Origin of the sequence: Streptomyces tamarix, assembly GCF_032423885.1 — a bacterium.
In the GTDB taxonomy this organism is placed as follows: Bacteria; Actinomycetota; Actinomycetes; order Streptomycetales; family Streptomycetaceae; genus Streptomyces; species Streptomyces tamarix.
In genome coordinates, this window is record NZ_JAWCTQ010000049.1 from 18096 (window position 1) to 44420 (window position 26325).

The window sequence follows — 26325 nt, forward strand, 5'->3', positions numbered from 1 at the left end:
GTCACCGGTACTCCGCCAGCCTGCGGTTGACGCCCGCCACCACGCCGACCGCGCCCAGCACGGTCAGGGCGGCGGCCCCCTCGGGGAGGCCCGACAGGGCGTCGCGGGCGCGGCCGGCGGCCCGGGTGAACTCCCCCTGCTCGTGGTCGAGGGCCTTCCGCAGCGCCGCGTCGACCCGGTCGAACGCGGCGCCCGTCGACGCCTCGCCCCCTATGACCTGCCTCAGCGCCCCGTCGTAGTCGCCCGCCTCGTCCGTGTGCCGCGCCGCCGTGTGCCGGGTCCGCCACTCGCCGGTCCAGCGGGCGGCGTCCGCCACCGGGTCGCCGCCCGCCGCGTCGTCGGCCAGCCGCCGCGCCTCGGCGAGCGCCCGGTCCAGCCCGGCCATGGCCGCGCCGTAGTCGGTCGCGTACTTGTCGCTCCTGCCGTCGTCGGTGAGTACCGCGCCACGTGCCACGAGAGTCAGGTTCTCGTTCGCACGGGCCTTCAGGGAACCGATCCGGGCCTCGTTCAGCACCTTGAGCGAATCCTGACCGTGGGCGCGGGCGTCACCCAGGCCGGCCCGCGCCGCCGTGTGGGCGCCCGCGAGCCACAGCAGCGCCGCCGCCGTCGCGGCCGTCGCGGCCAGCAGCCCCGGGTTCAGGATCCGGTTCGTACGCCGGTGGTCGCGCCACTGCGCCCAGGCGAGCGCGGCCAGGACGAGCAGACCCGCGGCGAGGGAGAGCGCGGGCCACGCGCGCGCGTGGCCCTCGTCCTCGGCGAGCCGCGCCGTCTCCGCCTCGTACAGCCGCTCGGCGGCGGGCAGCAACCGGGCCGTCATCCGCTGGTTCGCGTACCGCAGGTAGGCGCCGCCGAGCGGCAGGCCCTGCCGGTTGGCGGCACGGGCCTGCTCGACGAGGCCCGTGTAGCGGGGGAGTTGCTCGTTGAGGGTGGTGATCTCGGCGGCCGACGCGGACGAGCCGTCCGTGTTCGCCGCGGCCTTCACCAGCAGGCGGGCGGCGGTCGCGATGTCCTCCTCGTACCGCTCCCGGACGTCGGCGGGCTCCTTCGCGCCGGCGAGGAACCCGCTGGCGGCGGCCGTGTCGGCGTCGGCGAGGGAGCGGTAGATGTGCGCGGCGTCGGCGCTGAGCGGCTGGCTCCGGCCCACCACGTCGCCGGCGGCGTGCGACCGGCCGGTGACCTCCAGGGCGGTGACCGCGCCGAACGCGACGACCAGCAGGGCGAGTACGGCGCCCAGGAGCCGCAGCCGGCCGGGCGGCGTGGTCGCGGCGGCCCGCAGCCGGGCCGGCAGCCCGCGCCGGGAGGCACCGCGCGGGGCGCCGGCTCCGCCCGGAGGCACCGGCGCGCCCGCCGGTGCGGGCCGCGCGTTCCGCGCGTCTGACACGTGACCTCCCCCTCGGTCTCCGGCGTCGGCCCGCCGCCTCCCCGAGCACCGGGGGGCGGCGGCCCGGCCAGCAGTATGGCCGCAGGGGGGCGCCGGGGACACGGGCTTGACCGGATCTTGTACTTATCGCGCCCGGCGTCCCCTTCGCACCGTCATTCGAACCCCCCGTTCACAGAACGCGATCCGCTCCCACGCGGTTCCGCCCCGGCGCGAAGTGCGCCCTGAGCGCCCTCCCGGCCGCCGCGCACGCCCCCACGTCGTCGAGCCCCAGCAGCGCCGCGCCGAGCACCGGCGGCGCGTCCACCACCCGCGGCACCGCCGCGGGCGCCCGCTCCCGCAGCAGCTCGCCGATCCGACCGTTCAGCTCCGGGTGCCCGGCCGCCAGGACGCTCCCGCCCAGCACCACCGGCACCGGCTCCGGCGCGTCCCGCAGCCCGAGCCGCTCCAGGGCGACCACCGCCATCGTGACGACCTCCTCCGCCAGCCGCTCCACCAGCGCCCGCGCCACCGGGTCACCGGCCGCGCCGACCGCGAACACCACGGGCGCCAGCTCGTGGCGCCGCCCGCCCGGGAGGCGGCCCAGGTGCACCGCCTCGATCAGCGCGTACATGGACTCCAGGCCGAAGTGCGCGGGCAGCGCCCGGGCCAGCTCCGTCGGCTCGCCCCGCCCGTCCTCCGCCCGCGCCGCGTACCACAGCGCCTCCTCCGCCAGGCCCCATCCGCCGCCCCAGTCGCCGGAGAGGCGCCCCACCGCCGGGAACCGCGCGGTGCGCCCGTCCGGGCGCACGCCCACGCAGTTGATGCCCGCCCCGCACACGACGGCCACGCCCCGCGGCTCGTCCACCCCGGCCCGCAGCACCGCGAAAGTGTCGTTGCGCACCCGCACGGACGCGCCCCAGCCGCGCTCCGCCACGGCGCGGGCCAGCTCCTCCTCCTCCACCGGCAGGTCGGCGTTGGCGAGGCACGCCGACACGTGCGCCGCGCACGCCGGGCCGTCCGGCGGCCCGAGGTCGGCGAGCCCGGCCTCCCGCGCCGCCTCCCCGACCGCGGCCGCCAGCGCCTCGACGGCCGCCCCGACCCCCACCAGCTGCGGCCGGAAGCCGCCGCCGCGACCCGTCCCGAGGACCGACCCGTCCGCGCCGACGAGCGCCGCGTCCGTCTTGCTGTTGCCCGCGTCGATCGCCAGCACGGCCGGCACCGCGTTCACGCCCACGCGAGGTGCTCCCGGTTGTGCGCGATCAGCCGGTCCGTGAGCGTGTCGGCGTACGCGTACTGGCCGACCAGCGGGTGGGCCAGCAGCGCCCGGAACACCCGGTCGCGGCCACCCCGCAGCGCCGCCTCCAGCGCCAGCTCCTCGTACGCGGTGACGTGCGCGATCAGCCCCGCGTACAGCGGGTCCAGCTCCCGCACCGGCAGCGGCCGGGCGCCGTCGGCGTCCACCTCGGCCTGCACCTCCACCACCGCGTCGTCCGGCAGGAACGGCAGCGCACCGGCGTTGCGGACGTTCACCACCTGCGTGGCGCCGCCCCGGCCGCCCAGCAGCGACGCGGTCAGGTCGACGGCCGCCTCCGAGTAGTACGCCCCGCCGCGCCGGGCCAGCAACGCCGGCTTCTCGTCCAGCGCCGGGTCCCGGTACATCTCCAGCAGCTCCCGCTCCATCGCCGCGACCTCGGCGGCCCGCGACGGCTTGCCGCGCAGCTCGTCCACGACCTCGTCGTGGGCGTAGAAGTACCGCAGGTAGTACGAGGGGACGACGCCCAGCCGGTCCAGCAGGCCGCGCGGCAGCCCCAGGTCGCCGGCGACGGCGTCGCCGTGCTCGGCGAGCAGCCGCGGCAGCACGTCCGTCCCGTCGCGCCCGCCGAGTCGTACGCCCAGCTCCCACGTCAGGTGGTTCAGCCCCACGTGCTCCAGGTGCACGTCCGCCGGCGCCGCGCCGAGCAGCGCGGCGAACTTCCGCTGCAGGCCGATCGCGACGTTGCACAGGCCGACCGCCTTGTGCCCGGCCTGGAGGAGGGCGCGGGTGACGATGCCGACCGGGTTGGTGAAGTCGATGATCCAGGCCTCCGGGTTGGCGGCGCGCACCCGTTCGGCGATGTCGAGGACGACCGGCACGGTCCGCAGGGCCTTCGCGAGCCCGCCCGCCCCGGTGGTCTCCTGCCCGACGCAGCCGCACTCCAGCGGCCACGTCTCGTCCTGCTGTCGCGCGGCCTGCCCGCCGACGCGCAGTTGGAGCAGGACGGCGTCGGCGCCGTCGACGGCCGCCTCCAGGTCACCCGTGGTGGTCACCACCCCCGGGTGGCCCTGCCGGGCGAAGATCCGCCGGGCCAGCCCGCCGACCGGTTCCAGCCGGTCCGCCGCCGGGTCGACGAGGACCAGTTCCCCGACCGGCAGGGTGTCGCGCAGCCGCGCGAACCCGTCGACCAGCTCCGGCGTGTAGGTGGAGCCACCCCCCACGACCACGAGTTTCATGCCACTCATCCCCACTCCCATCTCCGTTTCCCTTGCCCCTTCGCTCCGGTCGGCACGGCGCCTCGGCGAAAGCCCTCCGGGCGAGGAGGAACACGACGACGACCGGCGCGGAACAGCCGTGCCGGAAGGTCGGCGTCACCGGGGCGTTCGGGTCGACGCGGGCGCCTCCGACGGAGGAGCCGGTGCGACCGGAGAGGACGGCGGCCGGGGCCGGGGAGGCGACGACCGCGCGGGAGGGCGCGGGACCGGCGGGGCACGGGCACGGCGGTGTCTCCTGTCGACGGGGGACGGCGGGGGACGGCGGGGCGTGCGGATCACGCGGTTCGTGCGGACGCACGGGCGTACGGGCGGCGCGGGCGTGCGTACGGCGCGGACGTACGGGACATCACGTCGTCACGCCATCGGGACATCAGGTCATCGGCTCGTCAGGTCATAGGCGCATGGGGACATCGGGTCGTCACGTCATCGGACCGTCGGACCGTCGGACCGTCGGGACATCGGGCCGTCGGCTCATCGGGACATCGGGCCGTCGGCTCATCGCGCGGAGGTGTCGAACACGTCGTCGCGGGTGGCGGCCAGCGCCGCCTCCAGCGCTCCCCGCAGCACGGGGTGCTCCCGTACGGCGCCGAGGACGAGGCGCGGCCGGGCGGCGGCCAGCTCCGCCAGCTCGGCGCCGACCCGTTCGCGCAGCGGCTCGCCCCCGGCCGCGACCACGTCGCCGGAGAGCACGACCAGCTCGGGGTCGAGCACGGCGACGAGCGCGGCCAGACCGGTCGCGAGCCCGGTGGCGTACGCGTCGAGCAGCCGGGCGTACCCGCCGGAGCCCTCGGCGGCGGCGGTGCGCAGCAGCCGCACGGCGACCTCGGGGTAGCCGCCGGACGGCACGGGGAGCCCCAGCCCGCGGGCGAGGCGGGGCAGCACCTGGGCGCCGGCCAGCTCCTGGAAGCCGCCGCTGCCGGCCTTGGCGACGTTCCGTACGAGCGGGGTGCCGGGCACGGGCATGAACCCGACCTCGCCGGCGCCGCCCGTGCGGCCGCGGTGCAGCCGCCCGCCCAGCACGAGGGCGGCGCCGAGGCCCTCCTCGCTCCACAGCAGGACGAAGTCGCCGTACCCGGCGGCGGCACCGAGGCGCTGTTCGGCGACGGCGACCAGGTTGACGTCGTTCTCGTACTCGACCGGCATCGGCAGCGCGGCGGCCATCTCCTCCAGCAGGCCCGGCCCGTGCCAGCCGGGCAGGTGCGAGGCGTACCGGAGCCGACCGCTCGACGGGTCGAACGCGCCGGGCGTGCCGATCACGACCCGGTGCACGTCCCGCCGGGCCAGCCCCGCCGCCCCCACCGCGCCGTCGAGCGCGTCGGTGACCTGCCGCACGGCACCGGGCCGGCCCCGGCGGGGCGTCGGCAGCTCGAACTCCCCGACGACGGCCCCGGTCACGTCCGCGACGGCCGCCCGCACGCGCCGCGGGTTCACGTCGAGCCCGGCGGCGTACGCGGCCCGCGGATTCACCCCGTACAGCTGTGCGTTCGGCCCGGGCCGCCCCTCGGACGTCCCGGTCACGACGACGAGCCCGGCCGCCTCCAGCCGCGCCAGCAGCTGCGACGCGGTCGGCTTGGACAGCCCGGTCAGCTTCCCGATCCGCGCCCGCGACAGCGGCCCGTGCCGCAGCAGCAGGTCGAGCGCGGCCCGGTCGTTCATCGCCCGCAGCACGCGCGGGGTCCCGGGGACGGTTCCGGTCACGTCGGTCGGCACCAACTTTCGGCACTGTTAGGAAACTTTCCTATCGACGCCGAACGTAGGTGGCCCTTCGGTCCTCGTCAAGGGTGGATCCCGGGCGGAGCCGATCGTTCCCCCCTGTTGGGCGGAAAAGGTACGGAGTGCGGCACATGGCAGGGGGTCAGCTTCTTGTAAGCGGCCATGTCGTGACCGATAACGCGTTGACCTTGCGGTGGGTGACTCCGTAGCGTCAAGCGGTGATCTAAATGGATCGCATGTTCGATAACGGGGGTCTGGGGAGGCCCCTTGGGGGGTGACTCAGCCATGCCTGCTCACAGGCGAAGACAGGGCGGCCGCGGATTTCTCGTGGCGTTGAGCCTGGCCGTGATGGCGACCGGGAACGCGTTCGCGCATCCGGCGGACGACGCCGCCGCGGCCACGACGGCGCAGCGGTCGGGACAGCCGGGCGCGAGCGACGCGTCGGCCCTGGCCGCCGAGTCGGGCGAGCCGGTCGAGGTGGTCTCGGAGCGCACCGAGTACACGACGACGACGGCCAACCCGGACGGTACGTACACGCTGACGCAGTCGACGAGACCGCAGCGCGTCCGCGGCGAGGACGGCGGGTGGCGGAGCGTCGACGTCACGCTGGAGCGGCGCTCCGACGGCACTGTGGGCCCGAAGGCGGCCGTGGCGGACGTGGCGTTCTCGGGCGGAGGGGACAAGGACCTCCTCCGTCTCGGCGGGGAGCGGGGATCGGTGACCATGCGGTGGCACCGGCCGCTGCCCGAGCCGGTGCTCGACGGCGCCACCGCCACGTACCCGGAGGTGTTCCCCGGCACGGACCTGCGGCTGACGGCGACGGACGAGGGCTACCGCGAGGTGCTGGTCGTCAAGACGCCCGAGGCGGCGGCGAACCCCGCACTGCGGAAGATCGACCTCACCGTCGTCGGCGACGGGCTGGACATCGTGCCCGGAGCCGGCGGCGGCGTACGGGCCGTCGACGAGGACGGGAACACCGTCTTCGCGGGACCCGCGGGCCAGATGTGGGACTCCGCCGGGGACGAACAGGGGGGCCCGCGGCCGCAGACGCTGTCGGCCGCCCCGGCCGGGACACCGGCCGGGCAGGAACGGGGACCGGGCGCACCCTCGTCCGAGCAGGACGACGCGCACCCCGGTCAGGGGGACGCCAGCGCGGTCCTGCCCGTGACGGTCGCGGCCGACACGGTGACGGTGAGGCCGGACCCGGAGCTCCTGCGGGGCGAGGACACGGTCTTCCCCGTCTACATCGACCCGCCGATGGGCCTGGCGCTCGACGAGCGGACCGTGCTGTCGTCGGACGGCGACCGGTTCTACGACTTCGACGGTGACCACGGGGTGGGCAACTGCAACCGCCTCGGCCCCTGGTACTGCGGCAGCGACTACACCAACCGCATGTACTTCGAGTTCGCGCCGACCAACCTGTCGGGCAAGTACGTGATCGACGCGACGTTCCGCGCCTACGAGACGTGGTCGTTCTCCTGCACGTCGCAGTGGGTCGACCTGTGGCGCACCAACAACATCTCCGAGGGGACCCGCTGGCCGGGACCGGCGCAGCTGGACCTCATGGGCGACCGCGACGTGTCCGCCGGCCGCGGCACCGCCTGCGACCCGGAGCAGCCGGACTCGTGGGTCGAGTTCAGCGACAACCCGGAGGAGACCGACGAGAACCTCACCTCCACCGTGCGGTCCTTCGCGGACGGCAAGTTCCCCAGGCTCACGCTGATGCTGCGGGCCAAGGACGAGAACGACCCGGACGCGTGGAAGCGGTTCGACGACAACGCCCAGCTGCAGATCAACTACGTGCCGAAGCCGGGCCTGCCGAGCCCGTACGGGATCGTCCCCGGCAACGGCACCACGCGGTACTGCAACCCCAACAGCGGCGACCCGCTGATCATCACCACCGCCACACCGAGGGTGCAGGCGGCCGCGCAGACCCTGGTGCAGCCGGCGTCCAACGCCTTCAAGGGCTCCCTGAAGGTGTACTTCGACGCCGAGCGCTACGACCCCAACACGGCCAAGTGGATCCACACGTGGGACGCGCTGTCCCCCAGCTACCGGTCGGACGGGCACCTAGAGACCATCGAGATGTCCCACCGCGCCGACCAGATCCTGTACCGGGCGAGGATGCAGACGCGGTCCTACTGGATGCTCGACGGCAAGACGCTCTCCATGTCGTCGGCCTACACGCCGTGGTGCTACTTCAAGACCGACACCACGGCCCCGAAGGCCCCTCAGATCACCAGCAACGGGCCCTACGTCCCGTGCCTCACCGACGACTGCCCCGCGACGGGCGCGCCCGGCCGGGCGGGCCTGTTCACCTTCCGCCCCAACCCGGCGGACGTGAACGCCACGACCGGCGCCACGGACATCGCCGGCTACCGCTACCGGCTGATCACCCAGACCGGTGCCTCCACCGTGAACGGCGGTTCACCCGCGGCCCAGTCCGTGACCCCCACGCTGGCGGGGACGCACGTCCTCACCGTGGAGGCCCGGGACGTGCGGGAGCGCTACGGGCAGAAGGCCGAGTACGTCTTCAAGGTCGCGCCCGGCCAGGGCGCCGTGGGCCGCTGGCAGTTCGCCGACCCCCCGCAGGGCACGGCGACGAGCACGACGACGAAGGACACCGCCACCGAGGGAACCGTCCGCCACGACGCGGCCCTGTCGGGCGGCGCCGCGTGGTCGGAGCGGTCCCGCCGGGGTGCCGGGGACCACGCGCTCGACCTGAACAGCACGGACCCGGCCAAGCAGGAGGCGTACGCCGCCACGACGGGCCCCGCGGTGAACACGCGGGACTCGTTCACCGTCTCCACATGGGCGTACCTGACGGACACCGCGACCAACCATGTGGTTCTGTCCGCTCCGGGCGCGCAGGACAGCGCCTTTACGCTCTACTACTCCTCAGGTTATGGAAGGTGGGCGTTCAATCGCGGTAGTCAGGACCTGAGCTCGTCGCCGGACGTCATCTCCTTCGGTGACACCCTGCATCCGCCCACCAAGGTCTGGACCCACCTCGCCGGAGTGTTCGACACCAAGGGCACCACCGACAAGACGGACGACACGATCCATCTGTTCGTCAACGGCCGCCCCCAGGGTCAGCCGATGAGACTGTCCGCGACGGCCCCGGCGTACGAGCCGTGGGCGTCCTCCGACGGCCTGCAGATCGGCCGGACCAAGTCGGGCGGCGTCTACCAGCAGTACTTCCGCGGGTACGTCGACGAGACCGCCGTCTGGCAGCGGGCGCTCAACGCGGACGAGATCCGCCAGGAGTCGCAGGCCAGGGAGACGGCGACACTCGAGACCCCGGCCACCGAACTGGTCGCGCACTGGAACGCCGAGGGCGCGTCCGGCACGCAGATCGCGGAGACGAGCGGCTACGGCAGACCGGCGCTGACCCTGTCCGCCGAAGGCGCGCAGCTGGTCGAGGGCGACGACGGCACGGAGCTGCGTCTCGACGGGGCCAAGGGCCACGCCCAGGCCACCGGTCCGGTGGTCGACGAGACCGGATCCTTCACGGTGTCCGCCAGGGTGCGTCTGGACAGTGCCCGATTGGCGGCGAGACCGGTGGGCTCGCGCTCCTACGTGATCGGCCAGGCCACCCCCGCGGGCGGGGAGTCGTCCTGGGCGCTGTGGGTGGAGAAGACCTCCGAGGAGACCTACCGGTGGCGCTTCGGCCGCACGGCCACCGACGCCGCGGGGAAGGTGCTGTACACGGTGTGGACGTCGTCCCAGGAACCGGCCGAGCTCGACACCTGGGTGCAGGTGACCGGCGTCTTCGACCACGCCGAAGAGACGGAGACGGGACACGGCAACGTCCGGCTCTACCTCGGTGCCGCGGGCCAGGCTTCGTACGAGCCCACTTCCTTCACCGCGCCCACCCAGGGCTCGGGAACGCTGACGGCGGGCCGTGGAACCGCGAAGGGCACCAGCGGGCACTTCCTGCCCGGAGCCGTCAGCGACCTGCGGGTGTGGACCGGCGCGATGATCGAGGACCAGATCGACTCCAAGGTCCTGGGCAACCCGGGTGACATCTGACCTGCTGGTCAACGGCCCGGGGTCGATGACACGTCGCCCCGGGCCCCGGCTTCTCCCGCACGCGGCCCCTGCCCGCGCCCTCCCTTCCCACCCATCACCGAGCCCATCCGGCACAACGACTTTAAAAGCGGATAAAAGCTGATGAATTCATTCACGCAGGCCGCCCACGGAAGACGCGGGCGCAGATGGCCGCTGCGGCAGATCGCCGCGCTCACCGGCCTGGCCCTGATACCCGGCCTCCTGACCGCTCCCGCATGGGCCGACGACGTCGACCCGCTCGGCAGGCCCGGACTCCAGGCACCACGCGCGGACGAGGTCGCCCCGTTCCGCGCCAAGGCCGACAGGAGGACGACCGAGATCGTCCAACGGGCGGCCGCCGCGGACCGCAGGGCGATCCAGCGGGCCGCCAAGGACCGGGCCACGTCCGTGACGTGGCCGAGCGCCGGCACCACCACCCTGAAACTGCCCTCGAAGGGCGCGGCCGAGGCCGCCCCGGGTGGCCTCCCGGTCACCCTCACCAGGAGCGGCGGGGCGAAGAAGGCGGCCGAGTCCGTCACCGTCACCGTCCTCGACCAGAGGCGCGCCGCCGAACTGGGCGTCAAGGGCCTGGTCATGACGGTGACCGGTCCGGCCCGGGGCGGCACGTCCGACCTCACCGTCGACTACACCGCCTTCGCGTCCGCCTACGGCGGCGACTGGGCGGGACGTCTCCAACTCGTGCGGCTCCCCGGCTGCGCGCTGAGCACCCCCACCGGCGCGGCGTGCCGCACCCGTACGCCGCTGCACTTCACCAACGACCGCCGCTCCGAGCAGCTGAAGGCCGAACTGACCTTCAAGGCCGCCCCGTCCCGGGCCGACCGCTCCGCCCCGGCACCCGCGGCGCAGCGGACGATGGTGCTGGCGCTCGCCGCGGGCACCAAGTCCGGGACGGGCGACTACAAGGCCACGCCGCTCGCCGCGTCCTCCACCTGGGAGGCCGGCGGCTCGTCCGGCACGTTCACCTGGTCGTACCCCTTGCGGGTCCCGCCCTCGGCGGCCGGCCCGAAGCCCGACCTGAAGATCTCCTACGACTCGGGCAGCGTCGACGGCCGCACGGCGTCCACCAACAACCAGGGCACCACGGTCGGCGAGGGCTTCGACATCACGTCGTCCTACATCGAGCGGAAGTACGGCTCGTGCGACGACGACGACCAGAAGGACAAGCACGACCTGTGCTGGAAGTACGAGAACGCCTCCCTCGTCCTCAACGGCCACGCCACCGAGCTCGTCAAGGACGACACCGACGGCCAGTGGCGCCTCAAGAACGATGACGCCTCCACCGTCCTGCACCACTCGGGCACCGACGGGGCGGACAACGGCGACGACGACCGCGAGTACTGGACCGTCATCACCGGTGACGGCACCAAGTACCACTTCGGCCTGAACAAGCTGCCGGGCGCCACGACCCAGGCGACGCAGTCCGTGTGGACCGTCCCGGTCTTCGGCGACGACGAGGGCGAGCCCGGCCACACGCAGAGCGGCAGCTTCTCCGGCCGGGCCGAGAAGCAGGCGTGGCGCTGGAACCTCGACTACGTCGAGGACACCCACGGCAACGCCATGTCGTACTGGTACAACGCCGAGCACAACCACTACGACATGCTCGGCGACGACGACACGGGCACGTCCTACGTCCGCGGCGGCACCCTCAAGGAGATCCGCTACGGCCAGCGCAAGGACGCCCTGTTCGCCCTGCCGGCGGCCTCGAACCGCGTGCTGTTCGACTACGCCGAGCGCTGCGTCGCCTCCGGCACCGGCTGCGACTCGCTGACCGAGGACACCCGGGACAACTGGCCCGACGTCCCCTTCGACGCCGAGTGCAAGGCCGGCCAGAAGTGCACGGGCAACACCGGCCCGACCTTCTACACCCGCAAGCGCATGACGGGCATCACCACCGAGGCGTGGAACGCGGCCGCCGCCACGCCCGCCTACGAGCCGGTGGACTCCTGGAGCCTGAAGCAGACGTACCTCGACCCGGGCGACACGGGCGACTCGACCGACCAGTCCCTCTGGCTCGAGGAGATCCGCCAGACCGGGCGGCGCGGTACGCCCGTCTCGCTGCCGCCGGTGACGTTCGCGCACGAGTACCGGACGAACCGGGTCGACGGCGAGACCGACGACATCCTGCCGCTCTACAAGCCCCGGCTGTACACGATCACGTCCGAGACCGGCGCGCAGACGATCGTCAACTACCTGCAGGCGGACTGCCTCGCGAGCCAGCCCAAGCCCAAGGTCGACACCAACACCCGCCGCTGCTACCCGGTCGTCTGGGCGCCCAACGGCGGCGACGAGCCGATGCTCGACTGGTTCCACAAGTACCCGGTCAGCTCGGTCACCACCAGCGACCGCCTCGGCTCCTCCCCCTCCGTCGAGCACACCTACACGTACGACGGTGGCGGCGCCTGGCACTACAACAACGACCCCATGACCCCCGCCAAGGAGCGCACCTGGTCCATCTGGCGAGGCTTCGGCAAGGTCACCCACCACACCGGCATCGCCGGCAAGACCCGCTCCAGGACCGTCACCGCGTACATGCGCGGCATGGACGGCGACCGCGTCCTCGGCCCCGACGGCAAGACCCCGGACCCGGACGCCCGGAAGACCGCCACGGTCACCGGCATCGCCGCCCCGGCCCTGACCGACTCGGCACAGTACGCGGGCTTCACCCGCGAGACCGTCACCTACAACGGCGAGGCCGAGGTGTCCGGCCAGGTCAACGACCCCTGGTCGAAGCGCACCGCCACCCAGCACAAGTCGTACGCCGACACCGAGGCCCACTTCGTCCGCACGGCGGCCACGCACAGCCGGACCCGCATCACCGGCAACCTCCCGGCCCGGGACCGCGTCCGCACGGTCCAGACCCTGTACGACGCCTACGGCATGGCCCACCAGGTCCACGACAAGGGCGACATCGCCGTCGAGGGCGACGAAACCTGCACCCGTACCTGGTACGCCCGCAACGACGCCGTCGGCATCAACTCGCTGGTCAGCCGCACCCGCACCACGGCGGGCACCTGCGTGACCGACGACCGGCTGGACCTGCCCGCCGACTCCGGCCGCCCCGGCGACGTCGTCTCCGACACGGCCACCGCCTACGACTCCACCACCTGGTCCGCGTCGCAGACGCCCACGGTGGGCGAACCGCGGTGGACCGGCCGCGCCAAGGGCTACGGCACCGACGACCAGCCGATCTGGCAGAAGACGTCGACGGCGACGTACGACGCCCTCGGCCGCGTGCTGACCGTCAAGGACACCCACGACACGACGACGGCCACCACGGTCTACACCCCCGCCACGGCCGGCCCGCTGACGACGACCAAGGTCACCAACGCGAAGGGGCACGCCACCACCACCCTCCTGGACTTCGCCACCGGCGCCGCGACGAAGGTCACCGACCCGAACGGCAAGAGCACGTACTCCGAGTACGACGCCCTCGGCCGGGTGACGAAGGTGTGGCTGCCCAACCTGAACAAACCCGAAGGGATGCCCCCGAACTACACCTACGCCTACAGCGTGACCAACTCGGGTGACACCCTCCCGTGGGTGTCCACCAGCACCATCCAGGGCGCAGGCGGCGGGTACAACACCACGTACGAGATCTACGACACCCTGCTCCGGCCCCGCCAGACGCAAGTACCGTCACCGTCCGGCGGCCGCGTGATCAGCGAGACCCTGTACGACGAGCGGGGGCTCGCGGTCACCACCTCCGCCGACATCTGGGACCCGAAGAACGCCCCGTCCGGCGGCCTCGTCGCCACGGAGGGCGCTCAGGCCCCGACGCAGACCGACGTCACCTACGACGGCGCGGGCCGCGCGACCAAGTCGGTCACCAAGGTCCGCAACGTCCCCCGGTGGACCACCGAGACCGCCTACACCGGTGACACGGTCACCACCACGGCCCCGGCCGGTGGCCAGGCCACGGCGGTGACGACCGACGCCCTCGGGCGGACGACGGAACGCCGTGAGTACGGCGGCCCCCAGCCCACGGGTTCGGACCACACCACCACCACGTACACGTACCTCCCCGGCGGCCGTCAGGCCACCGTCACCGGCCCCGACCAGGCCAGGTGGAGCTACTCCTACGACCTGTTCGGCCGCCAGACCGGCGCGACCGACCCGGACAAGGGGACGACCACCACCGTCTACGACGAGCTCGACCAGGCGGTCAGCGCCACGGACTCCCGCGGCAGGACCCTGATCACCGAGTACGACGTCCTGGGCCGCAAGGCCGGTCTGTGGGACGGCACGAAGACGGACGCCGCGAAGCTCGCGGCCTGGACGTACGACGTCCTCGCCAAGGGACAGCAGGACACCGCGGTCCGCTACGAGAACGGCGTCAACCAGACGGCCAGCAGGGCGTACACGCAGAAGGTCACCGGCTACAACGCCCTGTACCAGCCCACCGGGAGCCAACTGAACCTTCCCGACGGCGATCCGCTCGTCGCGGCCGGTGTGCCCAGGACGCTGACCGCGTCCACCACGTACTACCAGGACGGCACGGTCCGGAGCACGGCCATGCCGGCCGTGGCGGGTCTGTCCGCGGAGACCGTCACCGTCACGCGCGGCGACCTGGGCCAGGAGACGAAGGTGGCCAGCGGCACCGGCTACCTGCTCGGGGCCGCGTACTCCCCGCAGGGCGACGTGAGCCAGCTCACCCTCGGCACCAGCTCGAACGACGCGGCGAACAAGGCCTACCTCAACTACACCTACGAAGAGGGAACCCGGCGCCTGACGCGCTCCTACGTCACCGACACGGTGCACGCCTACATGCCGCAGGACCTGCACTACACCCAGGACGACGCGGGCAACGTCACCTCCCTCTTCGACACCGCCACCCAGGGCGGCACCGCGAAGCCCGACCACCAGTGCTTCACCTACGACGGCCACCGCCGCCTCACCGAAGCGTGGACGCCCAGGACCGCCGACTGCGCGGCCACCGGCCGCACCGTGTCGAACCTCGACGGCGCCGCCCCGTACTGGCACGGCTACACCTACAACGCCGCCGGACAGCGCGCCACGGAGACCGAGCACACGGCCACGGGCGACAGGACCACCACGTACGCCTACGGCACCGCGGCGGGCCAGCCGCACCCCCTGGCCAGGACGACCGGCGCCAGGAACGCCACCTACTCCTACGACAGGGCCGGCAACACCACCGGCCGCCCCGGCACCCAGGCCCAGCAGACCCTGACCTGGAACAGCGAGGGCAAGCTCGTCGGCACGACCGAACCGGCGGCCGGCACCAAGCCCGCCCTCGGCACGAGCTACCTGTACGACGCCTCCGGCGAACTGCTCGTCCGCCGCGCCACGGGCGACGGCGACACGGTCCTCTACCTCGGCTCCACGGAGGTCCGCCTCACCACGAAGGGCACCGCGAAGACCCTCTCCGGCACCCGCTACTACACGGCGGCCGGCAAGACCGTCGCGGTCCGCACCGCGACGGCGGGCGTGAGCGGGAGCAAGCTCAGCTACCTGGTCGCGGACCACCACGGCACGGGCAGCGTCGCCCTCGACGCCACGACGATGGCGATCACGAGGCGCTACACGACGCCCTTCGGCGCCCAGCGCGGTCCGGCGACCCCGACCTGGCCGGACGACAAGTCCTTCCTGGGCAAGCCGGCGGACAAGGCCACGGGTCTCACCCACATCGGCGCCCGCGAGTACGACCCGACCACCGGTCTGTTCCTCAGCGTCGACCCGCTCCTCCAGCTCGACCTCCACCAGACCCTGACCGGCTACACCTACGGCGCCCAGAACCCGGTCGCCAACGCCGACCCGTCCGGCCTGGGCCTGGCCTGCGGCAAGGGCCCCGACCAGGAGGCCTGCCCCACCAACCCCAACGGCGGCAAGAGCGGCCAGCCGTCCACCGTCCCCAGCGGCGGCGGCGGCGGTGGCGGTGGCGGTGGCGGCGGTGGCGGCGGCGGTGGCGGTGGTTCCACTAGCGGTACAGCCTCAGGCGACACTCAGTGCCACTACGCAATGGGTACGAGTTTCTGCGCCTCGAGCGGTGGTTCCAGCGTTGCCACCACGGACACCAGCAACGGCTACCACCCGACAGTCAACGTACCGGGGGGCTATCCCGCAGGAGACCCAAGTCTGAATGGGCCGTGCAGCGGGTGGACTTGTGTGGCGGCGTACGGACTGGCTGGGGCGGCAGCGATAGCTGCTCTCGCTCCTGTATGCGCGGCTATGCCTGTGGCCTGTGCTCATGTGGGCATCGACATGGCCATCATGTCGGAGGCTCCGGCCCCGGCCCCATTGAAAGCTGGAGGCGTCCCCCGAGGTGCTGTGGGTAAGGGGCCCGTAATTTCTGGGCCGCAGATCGGGCGCTTGACGGTGACGGCCTCCAGGCCATCTGCTTCTGAAGTTGCCGGAGCGCAATATATGGCATCTCTCGGTAAGCGTGTTGTATTGAGGGACCCTGAGGGTACTAGGGCGCAGGGCAGAACGAGTGACCTCTTGGTGGATGGTGTGCCCTGGGATGTTTATACGCCCCATCCTGATACTGCCGTGAAGGCCATCGTCAATAAAGTCGCCAAGAAGCATTCCCAGGTTCACGGGGGTGGCGTGATTGTCGATCTTTCTCAGACCAGGCTCTCTGCCTCTGAGTTCGACGGGATGCTCGTGCGGGTGAATAATCAGATCCGTAGCTGGGGAAAGACCAGCTTCATTAGTGACGTTCGCTTCATTGGAGGGGCTGATGGCTAAGATGAGGTGTAAGTGTGGAAATATATTGCGAGATGATGACCCAGAGAACAGTATGGTGCTCCTTCCATATAAGGAGTTTGATGCCGTAGACGTCGATGGTGCTGCCTTGTTCGGTAGGGGCATCGATGTATGGCGTTGTGCGCTGTGCAATCGTCTTTGGGTTTTCTGGGATGAGGCCGGCCAAGCCGTCGAGTATTGTGAAATTCCAGGAGACTGACCTTTTTCATCCTGCCCGCTGATCGAGCGATGGATGGACGGTTTGACGAGCGAGGCCTCCGGATGGTTGATCGAGATGTCTGACGTCTCAGTCCGCCGCTCCGGGGGCTTCGTTAGTGACTTGCCCTGCCGTACTCGATCCTCCGCACACGTTTGCGGAGTGGGTCATGATGCTCATCGTCACCCGCGAGGACGGCTGTCACTGCAAGACGGCCCCTCTCCGGCGGGCTATGGTCGCCCTGGTCTACCCACGCGAGCACACCACCCTCGCGAAGATCGCCACCGGGTTCGACATCAGCGAGGTCACCGCCCACGCTTGTGTATGCAGCGGCACCGGGCACTTGGCCCCGAAGGATCCCCCGCTATGGGCTCTACGTCGCGTGAAACCAAGGTGCATACTGGTGGACGGCACCCATCACCGAATACGTGACCGGATCGGCGACGGCCGAGCCACCGCTCCGACAAGGCCCACAGTCACGGCGTGAACATGCAGGCGGTCACCGACTCAACCGATCGGCTGGTCTGGTGCCCGCCCGGTGCTGTCCGGCTGGAGCGTAGACGTCACCGCCGCACGAATGCACCGGATCGTCGCCGTGTGCGAACACCTACGGATCCTGGTTCCGGCGGACAAGGTGCCGGGGGTGCCTTCTGAACTCCGTTAAGTGGCGCTACGGAGGAGCCCTCACCACCTATCAGAGCGGTCAACAAGGTCCCCTCTCGGTTCTGTAACCCGTTCGAACATGTCCTCGCCCAGCTCGATCGGCGGCCTCTTGCTATGTGTGCTGTAGCCCTAACCAACCCACTTTAATTTTCCAGGACGCACTCGTCCTGGAACAGCACCGCAGAATCTCAGCTCCGTCAGCGGACGCTCACGAAGAATCGGGGTTGATTGTCAACGGGGCAGCATGGCAGGCGTACATCAGCCCTTCGACAGGTTCGGGCCCGTCGACGGATGGGGTATCGGGGCGGGGGGCTGGAGGGGGGTGGCGGCCATCGACTGGGGGGTCGTCGGGGAGGCGAAGGCGGACGGGGCGGCCACGGAGGCCGTCGGGTCGGGGGCCGGGTCGTCCTCCGCGGGCAGCGGCACGCCGCCCACGATGCGGACGCCCGCCGCGTCGAACGCGCGCTTGACGCGCCAGCGGATCTCCCGCTCCACGCCCAGCGCCTTGCCCGGCATCGTCTTCGCCGAGACCCGCAGCGTCATGGAGTCGATCAGGACCTCGGTGAGGCCCAGCACCTCGATGGGGCCCCACAGGCGCTCGTTCCAGGGCTCCTCGGCGGCCATCTCCTCCGCCACGCCCTCGATCAGCCCCCGCAGCGCGTCCAGGTCCTCCGTCGGGCGGACCGTGACGTCCACGGCGGCCGTCGCCCAGCCCTGGCTCAGGTTGCCGATCCGCTTGATCTCGCCGTTGCGGACGTACCAGATCTCGCCGTCGACGCCCCGCAGCTTCGTCACCCGCAGGCCCACCTCGATGACCTCGCCGGAGGCCACCCCCGCGTCGATCGAGTCACCCACCCCGTACTGGTCCTCCAGGATCATGAAGACGCCCGACAGGAAGTCCGTGACCAGGTTCCGCGCGCCGAAGCCGATCGCCACGCCGGCCACACCGGCCGACGCCAGCAGCGGCGCCAGGTCGATCTGGAAGGCGCCCAGCACCATCAGCGCCGCCGTACCCATGATCAGGAACGACGCCACCGAGCGCAGGACCGAGCCGATCGCCTCCGACCGCTGGCGGCGCCGTTCGGCGTTGACCAGCAGCCCGCCCAGCGCCGTGCCCTCCACGGCCTGGACGCTGCGGTTCATGCGGTCTATCAGCTTCGTCAGCGCCCGCCGGACCAGGAAGCGGAGCGTGACCGCTATGGCGATGATCAGCAGGATGCGCAGGCCGGTGTTGACCCACGTGGCCCAGTTCTGCTCCACCCAGCCCGCGGCCTCCCCGGCCTGGCGGGCGGCCTCCTCCAGCGACACGGGGTTGGCGGGCGACGGGGACGGGTCGGAGTCGGTCGAGGGAACAGCGGGCGGGGCCGACCACAGCACGGCGGGGAACCTCCTGGCGTCACGGGCGGGTCGCTTCCATTAAACGGGGGGAGCCACGGGGTTCGGCGCCGTGTTCGAGGGAGAGCCTTGTCTCATGTGGGGATGACCACCCTGTGGTCGAAAACACCTCCAGCCCGTTACCCCCATGTGGTGGCGCTTCGACCTGGCATGAGGAGAGACTGAGAGCAGATCGTCCCGGCGCGAGCCACGCGCCGCCGGCGTACAAGGAGGCATCCGTGCCGCATGTCCTGGTCCTCAACGCGTCGTACGAGCCCCTCGGCGTCGTACCGCTCCGCCGCGCGCTCGTACTCGTCCTCGAGAACAAGGCCGTGTGCCTCGAGGAGTCCGGCGCCTTCATGCACAGCGCTACCCGAGCGATCGCCGCCCCCAGCGTCGTACGGCTGAAGCGGTTCGTGCGGGTCCCCTACCGGGGGCCCGTTCCTCTGACCCGCAAGGCCCTGTTCGCCCGCGACGGCGGGCGCTGCATGTACTGCGGTGGCGTCGCAACCAGCGTCGACCACGTCATTCCGCGCAGCCGCGGGGGCAAGCACGTCTGGGACAACGTGGTGGCGGCCTGCCGCCGCTGCAACCACGTCAAGGCCGACCGGCACCTGCGCGAGTTGGGCTGGCGGCTGCGCCAGCCGCCCGCGCCGCCCACCGGGCTCGCCTGGCGCATCATCGGCACGGGGCACAGGGACCCGCGCTGGCTGCCCTACTTGCAGCCGTACGGCGCGGACGACGCCCTGGCCCGGATCGACGGCGTCTCCGCCTGAGGTCCGGGCCCCGTCGTACGCGGGCCGGGTTGTACGCGGGCCCCGTCGTACGCGGGCCGGTCCGCCGCCCGGGACGGGGTGGCGGGCCGGCCCGCGCGGGGCGGGGCCCGGGGGCCGGAGGGTCCGGGGGAGCGGAAGGCCCGGGAGCCGGGGGCCGGGAGGCCGCGGGTTCCGGGAGCCCTGGGCGGGCGCCCCGTGGGGCCGGGATGTCCGGGGGCCGGAGGGTCCGGGATCCGGGAGCCCTGGGGGCGGGGGCCCGCGGAACCGGGAGGTCCGGCACCCGCCCGGCGCGCCCCGTCCGGCACCCGCCCGGCCCGCCCCGCCTCACTCCGTGGCCGGCTCCGTGACCGCGTACGCCTCCACGCCGAACAGCGAGTACCCGTACCGCGTCGCCCGCTCCTCGCCCCGCACCCGCAGGAAGCGGGTGTCCGGGGCGTCCATGCGGACCTCCTCGCGACCGCCCCGGCCGTCGTGGACCGTCGCCGCCGTGCGCCACGTGCGGCCGTCCGCGGAGACCTCGACGCGGTACCGCTTCGCGTACGCCTCCTGCCAGTGGAGGACCACCTGGCCCACCCGCGCCGGCCCGGCCAGCTCGACCTGCCACCACGCGCCGTCCTCCGCCGGCGACGACCAGCGGGTCTCCGGGTCGCCGTCGGCTGCGGCCGACGCCGGGAAGTCCGGGGTCTCGTCGCCGGAGGAGGAGGCCACCGCGCCCGGGGAGCGGACGAGGTCCGGACCGCCGGTCGCCGGGTACGCCCGGACCGTGAGCGTCCGCTCCTCGCCCGCGAAGGACAGCGGCACGGAGTACGAGCCGGCCGGGGTGCCCTTCGGGACGGTGACCGTCACCGGCACCTTGGCGGCCACGCCGCGCGGCACCGTCGTCTCCTGCGGGACGCTCACCACGACGCCCTTCGGCGCCTGCGCCGTGAACGCCCCGCGCACCGCCTCCGGCCGCCGGGTCGACAGCACCGCGTCCACCCGCTGGGGGCCGCCGCCGATCACCGCGTCGGCCTCGCCGCGCGGCAGGTCCAGGCTGACCCGCGGCTCGTCGGAGAACCACGGCACCAGGGACCGTACGGGCACCTCCGCCCCGCCCGGGGCCCAGCTCACCCGGACCGCGTCCGCGCGCACCCCGCCCGCGCGGGCCTGCGTCCAGCCGGTGGGCGACAGGGGCCCCAGCCGCCGCCAGCCCCCACCCGGTACGCGCACCTCGACGGAGCCCCCGGCCGCGCCGGGTTCCGCCATCGCGGTGACCGCCTCCACGGGGCGCGCCCGGCCCAGGTCCACGGTGTACGAGGTGCCCGTGCGGGACGGTTCGCCGACCGTCCGGGACGCGCCGGTCCACGCGTCCGCCTCGTCGAGCGCCCGCTTCAGGAACGGGTCCAGGACGCCGGTGCCGACCTCCGCGGTGCTCGCCGCCAGGGCCCGGTGCAGCGGCTCCAGCGCCAACCGGGCCCGCCAGGCGGTCGCGCCGTCGCCCCGCGCCTGCGCCTGGAGCATGTCGACGGCGGCCTCGCCGGCCCGCCCGTACCGGGCGAGCTGCTCCAGCCAGGGCCGCACCTCGTCGTCGAGGCGGCCCTCCGCGGGCGCGGTCAGCGCGTCCGGCGCCCCGCGCATCACGGTGAACGCCGCGCGCAGTTGCCGCGCCGCCCGGTCGCGGGACGCGGCCGGGACGCCCACCGCCGTCCGCGTCCGCCAGAACTCGGCCAGCAGGGGGCGCAGGTAGGCCGACTCGCCGTCCGGGTCCAGCAGCGACGAGGCGTCGTTGCCGGCGAGCGCGCCCAGCGCCGCACGGGCCTTCGGGTCGCCGTCCGCCAGGTCGTCGAGCGCCGCCCGCCAGGACTCCTGCGGGCGGTAGCCGCGCGGGTTCCAGGCGAAGTCGGCGGCGGTGAAGACGGGGACGCGGGACGCGGACGCCTGCTCCATGGCGTTGGCGAGCAGCGCCGCCGAACCGGCCGCGACGGCCGGCTCCCGGCCGGTGTACGGGCCGAGGAAGATGCGGTCCTGCGCGTAGTCGTTCACCGGGTAGTTGTCCATGGTGACCAGCGGGTGCCGGAAGGCGTCCCGGGCCTTCGCGAGGTCGCCGCCGCTGATCGTGCGGGGCACGACGCCGACGCCGGTCCACGCCACCTGCACGCGCGCGTCGAGCGCCTCGGCGAGCGCGGTCCGGTACTCCGTCGCCCCGTCCTGGTAGTACTCGGTCGGCATCAGCGACAGCGGCTCGGCGTCCGGGTGGTGGTCGGCGAGGTGCCGGGACAGTTCGCTCGCCACGCGCGCGTGCGCCCGGGCGGCCGCCCCGGGGCCGCTGCCGAACGCGTCCGCGTCCCGCGAGCAGTGCCACTCGTCGTAGGCGGAGTCCTGGAACTGGAGCTGGAACGCCCGCACGCCGAGTGCGTACATGGCGTCGACCTTGCGCTTCAGCGCCCGGACGTCGTCCTTCGAGGACAGGCACATCGACTGGGCGGGCGCCACCGCCCACGCCAGCGTCACGTGGTTGCGCCGGGCCCGCTCGGCCAGCTCCCGGAACTCGGCGCGCTGCGCCGCCGGGTACGGCTCGCGCCACTGCGCCTGCCGGTACGGGTCGTCGCCGGGCGCGTACAGGTACCGGTTCTGCTTGGTGCGGCCCATGAAGTCGAGCTGCGCCAGACGCTGGGGGTGGCTCCAGGGGCGGCCGTAGAAACCCTCCGTCAGACCGCGTACGGCCGTGCCCGGCCAGTCCCGTACGACGATTCCGGGCACCGTCCGGTCGGGTGCGACGAGCTGACGGAGCGTCTGTACGGCGTGGAACAGCCCGTCCGCGCCGACGCCGTCCACGGCGACCGTGTCCCGGCCCTGGTGGCGGCCGGCCGCGAGCCGGTAGCCGCCGGGGGGCAGGTCGCCGCGCTCGGGCACCCGCAGGGCGCGCAACACGTCCTGCGCGCCGGGCCCGCCCAGCCACACCACCGGACCGCGCCCTCCGGCCGCGCGGTCCGGGGCGACGCGGCGCACCTGCCGCACGCCCGCCTTCCGCAGCGCGTCCTCCAGGGCCGACACGGCGTACGGGTCGGCTGCCGCGTCCACCGCGAGCGCCACCTCGTCGCCCAGCCGCACGGCGCCGCCCACGGTCCGCGCCGACTGCGGGCGCGGCCACACGGCGGGCGGACGCGCGCCGGTGTCCGGGCCGGGCGCCGCCGCGGCGGGGGCGCCGGGCACGCCGGGCGAGGCCAGCGCGCCGGGCGCGCCGCCGAGCAGACCGCCGATCACCGCGACCGCGATGGCGGTCGCGGTGCCCCTGCCGCGACCGAACTGCGCGAGCTGACCGAACTGCACGCGCGTCTCCCCTCGTCCTGCCTGGTTCTGTGGGTAGCTTTGCCGGTGGCCGTACCGCTGTTCTGACGGGTCGTCGGACGGGTCGTCCTACTGACGGGTTTCGAGCCCACCACCCCCTGGCGAAGGTGTCAATGTGCGTGGCCGATGTGTCGTATTTGCACACGGAGCCGCCGGACCCGGGCGGAGCCGCCCCGGGACCGGCGCGCCCGTCGGGTGTGAGCAGTGCCACGTCACGTGGATGCCCCGGTGTGCGATGGGTAGGGCTCTGGCGTCCCACTGCCACCTCGTACAGGGAGGCCATCATGGCCGCGTCCACCCAGCCGCTCCCCACGCCCTCCAAACGGGTACCGGGACAGTCCCCGGGCCCCGCCCCCCTCTCCACCGCCTGCGCCCCCCTGACCAGCGAACCGCCGCTCGCCGACGCCGCCCCCCTGACCAGCGAACCGCCGCTCGCCGACGCCGCCCCCCTGACCAGCGAACCGCCGCTCGCCGACGCCGCGCCCCTGACCAGCGAACCGACCGCGCGCGGCACGGCCGGCGGACCGGAGTCCCCCCGCACGTAGAGAACCGAAGCGTCCAGGAGGCCGCATGACCCTCGCCCGGCTCGCCGCGCTGCACGGAGTCGCCACCGCGTACTCCCCGTCCCCGGGCGTCACGGTCCCGGTCCCCGACGCGACCGTGGTCGCCGTCCTCGCTTCCCTGGACGTCGACGCGTCCACCCCGGCGGCGGTCGACGCGGCGCTCGCCGCCGCCGAGGGGGCGCGGGCGGCGCGGCTGCTCCCGCCCACGGTCGTGGTGTGGCAGGGTGACGAGCCGGCGGGCCGCCCCCGGCCGGTCGCCGCCCTCCCCGCGGGCACGGCCCTGCGCATCGCCCTGGAGGACGGCGGCACCGCCGAGTCGCCCGTCCCCTGGGCGCAGCTCCCGCCCGGCGTCCACGCCCTGGAGGCCCGCGCCCCCGACGGGCGCGCCGCCCGCGCCACCCTCGTCGTCGCCCCCGCGCGCGTGCCGCAGCCCGCCGAGCCCTGCCACGGCGTGCTGGTCCAGCTCTACTCGTTGCTCTCCGCCCGCTCCTGGGGGATGGGCGACCTCGGCGACCTGCGGGAGCTCGCCGGCTGGGCGGGCCGCGCGCTCGGCTCCGGCTTTGTGCAGGTCAATCCCCTCCACGCGGCCGTGCCCGGCACGCCCACCGACCCCTCCCCGTACCGCCCCTCCTCGCGCCGCTTCCCCGACCCGGTGCACCTGCGGATCGAGGACGTCCCCGAGTTCGCGTACGTCTCCGGGGCCGGCCGCGCCGAACTCGACGCGCTCGCCGGGCGGGCCGGGGAGCTGCGCGACGGGGTCCTGCGCAAGGGCGAGCTGATCGACCGGGACGCGGTGTGGGTCCTCAAGCGGCGCGCCCTGGAGATCATCGGGACCGTCCCGCTCGGCCCCGGCCGCCGGGCGGCGTTCGACGCCTTCCGCGCCGCCCAGGGGCAGGCCCTGGAGGACCACGCCACCTGGTGCGCGCTCGTCGAGCGGTACGGCGCCGACCGCGCCCAGTGGCCCGAGGGCCTGCGCGACCCCCGGTCGGCGGCGACCGGGCGGGCGCGCGCCGAACTGGAGGACCGGGTCGCCTTCCACCGCCGGGCCGCCTGGCTGACCGACGAGCAACTGGCCGCCGCCGCGCGCACCGCCCGCGAGGCCGGCATGGCCGTCGGGGTCGTCCACGACCTGGCGGTCGGCGTGCACCCGGACGGCGCCGACGCCTGGGCGCAGGCCGGGGCGTACGCGCGCGGCATGTCGGTGGGCGCCCCGCCGGACGCGTTCAACGCGCGCGGCCAGGACTGGGGGCTGCCCCCGTGGCGCCCCGACGCCCTCGCCGCGTCCGGCTACGCCCCGTACCGGGACCTGCTGCGGTCGCTGTTCCGGCACGCGGGCGCCCTGCGGATCGACCACGTGATGGGCTTGTTCCGGCTCTGGTGGGTGCCCGCCGGGCTGCCGCCGACGGAGGGCGCGTACGTCCGGTACGACGCCGACGCGATGCTCGCCGTCCTCGCCCTGGAGGCCCACCGCGCGGGCGCCGCCGTGATCGGCGAGGACCTCGGCACGGTCGAGCCGGGCGTACGGGACGTGCTGCGGCGGCGGGGCGTGTTCGGCACGTCGGTGATGTGGTTCGAGCGCGACTGGGAGGGCACCCGCCGCCCCCTGCCGCCGGAGGCGTGGCGCGCCGACTGCGTGGCCACGGCGACCACGCACGACCTGCCGTCCACCGCCGCCCGGCTGAGCGGGGAACACGTGGAGCTGCGCCACCGGCTGGGGCTGCTCGCCCGGCCGCTGGAGGAGGAGCGGGCCGAGGACGCCGGGGACGTCGCCGAATGGCTCGCGTACCTGCGGGGGCTGGGCCTCCTGGAGGAGGGCGCCGCCCGGGACGAGGAGGCGGAGATCCGGGCCGTGTACCGGTTCCTGCGCCGCACCCCGGCGCGGATGACCGGCGTGTGGCTGCCCGACGCGGTGGGGGACCGGCGCCCGCAGAACCTGCCGGGCACCTGGGACCAGTACCCGAACTGGCGGCTGCCCGTGGCCGGCGCGGACGGCCGCCCCGTCACCCTGGAGGAACTCGCCGCCTCGCCCCGGCTGCACGCCCTGATGGCCGCGCTGGACGTGCCGGAGGCCCGTACGGCACCCCCGGACGCGCGGCGCGGTTAGGCGTTCGCTACGTTTGCTCCGTGGACAAGAAGAACGCCCTGCGCGCCGGCGCCGTCGCGGCCGGTACGACGCTGATGATGCTGCTCATGTCGTCCCCCGCGCTCGCGCTCACGCGTGACGACGGCGACGACCCGGGTCCCGGTCTGAGCGTCGTGGAAACGCTCGGTCTGTTCGTGGTGGCGCCGATCGCGCTGTTCGCGGTCATCGCCGGCCTCGTCATGGTGCTGGACCGCTCCAAGAAGCAGGCCTGACGCACCCCCGCTCCTCCAGGGCGCCGCGCGCCGGGGAACCGTCCCCGGCGCGCGGCGCCCCGCTGTCCTCCGCGACCGTACGGCTGTCCCGGTACGGCCGCCCTCGTACGGCGCTCAGGCGCCCGTCGCGTGGAGCAGCTTCCGCAGCAGCCCGGTGAGCTGCTCCGCCTCCCGCTCGTCCAGCGCCGCCTCCAGAGCCTCCCGCTGGACCGCCAGCCCGGCGGCCACGGCCTCGTCCACGACCCGCAGGCCCCGCTCGCTCAGCGTCACCCGCAGCGCCCGCCGGTCGTGCGGGTCGGGGCTCCGGCCGAGCAGCCCGGCCCGCTCCAGCTTGTCCAGCCGGCCGGTCATCCCGCCCGTCGTCAGCATCAGCGTCGCCGAGAGCTGCCGCGGCGACAGCGTGTACGGCTCGCCGGAGCGGCGCAGCGTCGCCAGCACGTCGAACTCGCCGCGTGAGATGCCGAAGGGCGCGTAGGCGCGGTCCATCCGCTCGGCCATGGTCTGCGTGAGCCGGTAGACGCGGCCGAAGACGGCCATGGGAACCGTGTCCAGGTCGGGGCGCACGGCCGCCCACTGGGCGGTGATGGCGTCGACGGGGTCGGGGGTCGCGGTCATGGCGGCAGTCTCGCCCCCTTCCCGCTCGCTCGCAAGAAAGCGACTTCCTGACAAGTGCCT

At 73.6% G+C, this 26325-nt stretch carries 13 protein-coding genes; 6 read left to right on the forward strand and 7 right to left on the reverse strand.

Annotation, left to right across the window (positions count from 1 at the left end):
• Nucleotide 1 precedes the first annotated feature (1 nt).
• The 4 genes from RND61_RS27845 to RND61_RS27860 form a co-directional block, all read right to left on the reverse strand.
• Nucleotides 2-1381 carry a hypothetical protein gene (locus RND61_RS27845; RefSeq protein ID WP_391654283.1) on the reverse strand — a complete coding sequence of 460 codons (1380 nt, stop codon included), beginning with the start codon at nucleotides 1379-1381 and terminating at the stop codon, nucleotides 2-4.
• A gap of 169 nt (nucleotides 1382-1550) precedes the next feature.
• Nucleotides 1551-2594 (reverse strand): N-acetylglucosamine kinase, encoded by a 1044-nt coding sequence (locus tag RND61_RS27850; RefSeq protein WP_315880890.1) that lies wholly within the window; start codon nucleotides 2592-2594, stop codon nucleotides 1551-1553.
• On the reverse strand, nucleotides 2585-3850 hold the full coding sequence (locus tag RND61_RS27855; protein WP_315880907.1) for a 6-phospho-beta-glucosidase: 1266 nt from the start codon (nucleotides 3848-3850) through the stop codon (nucleotides 2585-2587). Before RND61_RS27855 ends, RND61_RS27850 begins: the two co-directional genes overlap by 10 nt.
• Nucleotides 3851-4384: 534 nt before the next feature.
• Nucleotides 4385-5545, reverse strand: coding sequence for an ROK family transcriptional regulator (locus tag RND61_RS27860; RefSeq protein ID WP_315880908.1), 1161 nt, complete (start codon nucleotides 5543-5545; stop codon nucleotides 4385-4387).
• 405 nt (nucleotides 5546-5950) lie between these two features.
• Here RND61_RS27860 and RND61_RS27865 point away from each other — a divergent pair, with 405 nt between their 5' ends.
• Both RND61_RS27865 and RND61_RS27870 read left to right on the forward strand, forming a co-directional pair.
• Nucleotides 5951-9634 carry a LamG-like jellyroll fold domain-containing protein gene (locus RND61_RS27865; protein ID WP_315880891.1) on the forward strand — a complete coding sequence of 1228 codons (3684 nt, stop codon included), beginning with the start codon at nucleotides 5951-5953 and terminating at the stop codon, nucleotides 9632-9634.
• Between the two features lie 141 nt (nucleotides 9635-9775).
• Entirely contained in the window at nucleotides 9776-16378 is a 6603-nt protein-coding gene (locus tag RND61_RS27870; RefSeq protein ID WP_315880892.1) for an RHS repeat-associated core domain-containing protein, read from the forward strand.
• Between the two features lie 1135 nt (nucleotides 16379-17513).
• Here the strand turns inward: RND61_RS27870 and RND61_RS27875 are convergent.
• Entirely contained in the window at nucleotides 17514-18632 is a 1119-nt protein-coding gene (locus tag RND61_RS27875) for a mechanosensitive ion channel family protein (protein WP_315880893.1), read from the reverse strand.
• Nucleotides 18633-18868: 236 nt separating this feature from the next.
• On the opposite strand from RND61_RS27875, the gene RND61_RS27880 reads away from it, so the two are divergent.
• The gene (locus RND61_RS27880) at nucleotides 18869-19405 is read left to right on the forward strand and encodes an HNH endonuclease (RefSeq protein WP_315880894.1); all 537 of its coding nucleotides are present in this window, start codon (nucleotides 18869-18871) and stop codon (nucleotides 19403-19405) included.
• 324 nt (nucleotides 19406-19729) lie between these two features.
• On the opposite strand, the gene RND61_RS27885 is transcribed toward RND61_RS27880, so the two are convergent.
• Nucleotides 19730-22714, reverse strand: a complete 2985-nt coding sequence (locus RND61_RS27885) for a beta-N-acetylglucosaminidase domain-containing protein (protein ID WP_315880895.1) — start codon at nucleotides 22712-22714, stop codon at nucleotides 19730-19732.
• Between the two features lie 302 nt (nucleotides 22715-23016).
• Here RND61_RS27885 and RND61_RS27890 point away from each other — a divergent pair, with 302 nt between their 5' ends.
• From RND61_RS27890 to RND61_RS27900, 3 genes are read left to right on the forward strand one after another with little or no spacing between them, the layout of a single operon-like run.
• Complete coding sequence (locus tag RND61_RS27890; RefSeq protein WP_315880896.1) at nucleotides 23017-23277, forward strand: hypothetical protein; 261 nt, start codon at nucleotides 23017-23019, stop codon at nucleotides 23275-23277.
• Between the two features lie 25 nt (nucleotides 23278-23302).
• Nucleotides 23303-25399: a 4-alpha-glucanotransferase gene (gene malQ / locus RND61_RS27895; RefSeq protein WP_315880897.1), complete on the forward strand. Its 2097-nt coding sequence runs from the start codon at nucleotides 23303-23305 to the stop codon at nucleotides 25397-25399.
• A gap of 20 nt (nucleotides 25400-25419) precedes the next feature.
• A complete protein-coding gene (locus RND61_RS27900; RefSeq protein ID WP_315880898.1) occupies nucleotides 25420-25650 on the forward strand; it encodes a hypothetical protein in 231 nt (76 codons plus the stop codon).
• A gap of 114 nt (nucleotides 25651-25764) precedes the next feature.
• On the opposite strand, the gene RND61_RS27905 is transcribed toward RND61_RS27900, so the two are convergent.
• A complete protein-coding gene (locus RND61_RS27905; protein WP_315880899.1) occupies nucleotides 25765-26265 on the reverse strand; it encodes a MarR family winged helix-turn-helix transcriptional regulator in 501 nt (166 codons plus the stop codon).
• Nucleotides 26266-26325: the final 60 nt, after the last annotated feature.

Excerpts from the sequence above, each read along its gene's own strand:
- RND61_RS27855 (WP_315880907.1), bottom strand. The coding sequence starts at position 3,850 with ATGAAACTCGTGGTCGTGGGGGGTGGCTCCACCTACACGCCGGAGCTG.
- RND61_RS27860 (WP_315880908.1), bottom strand. The coding sequence starts at position 5,545 with ATGAACGACCGGGCCGCGCTCGACCTGCTGCTGCGGCACGGGCCGCTG.
- RND61_RS27865 (WP_315880891.1), top strand. The coding sequence starts at position 5,951 with ATGGCGACCGGGAACGCGTTCGCGCATCCGGCGGACGACGCCGCCGCG.
- RND61_RS27870 (WP_315880892.1), top strand. The coding sequence starts at position 9,776 with ATGAATTCATTCACGCAGGCCGCCCACGGAAGACGCGGGCGCAGATGG.
- RND61_RS27890 (WP_315880896.1), top strand. The coding sequence starts at position 23,017 with ATGGCCGCGTCCACCCAGCCGCTCCCCACGCCCTCCAAACGGGTACCG.
- malQ (WP_315880897.1), top strand. The coding sequence starts at position 23,303 with ATGACCCTCGCCCGGCTCGCCGCGCTGCACGGAGTCGCCACCGCGTAC.
- RND61_RS27905 (WP_315880899.1), bottom strand. The coding sequence starts at position 26,265 with ATGACCGCGACCCCCGACCCCGTCGACGCCATCACCGCCCAGTGGGCG.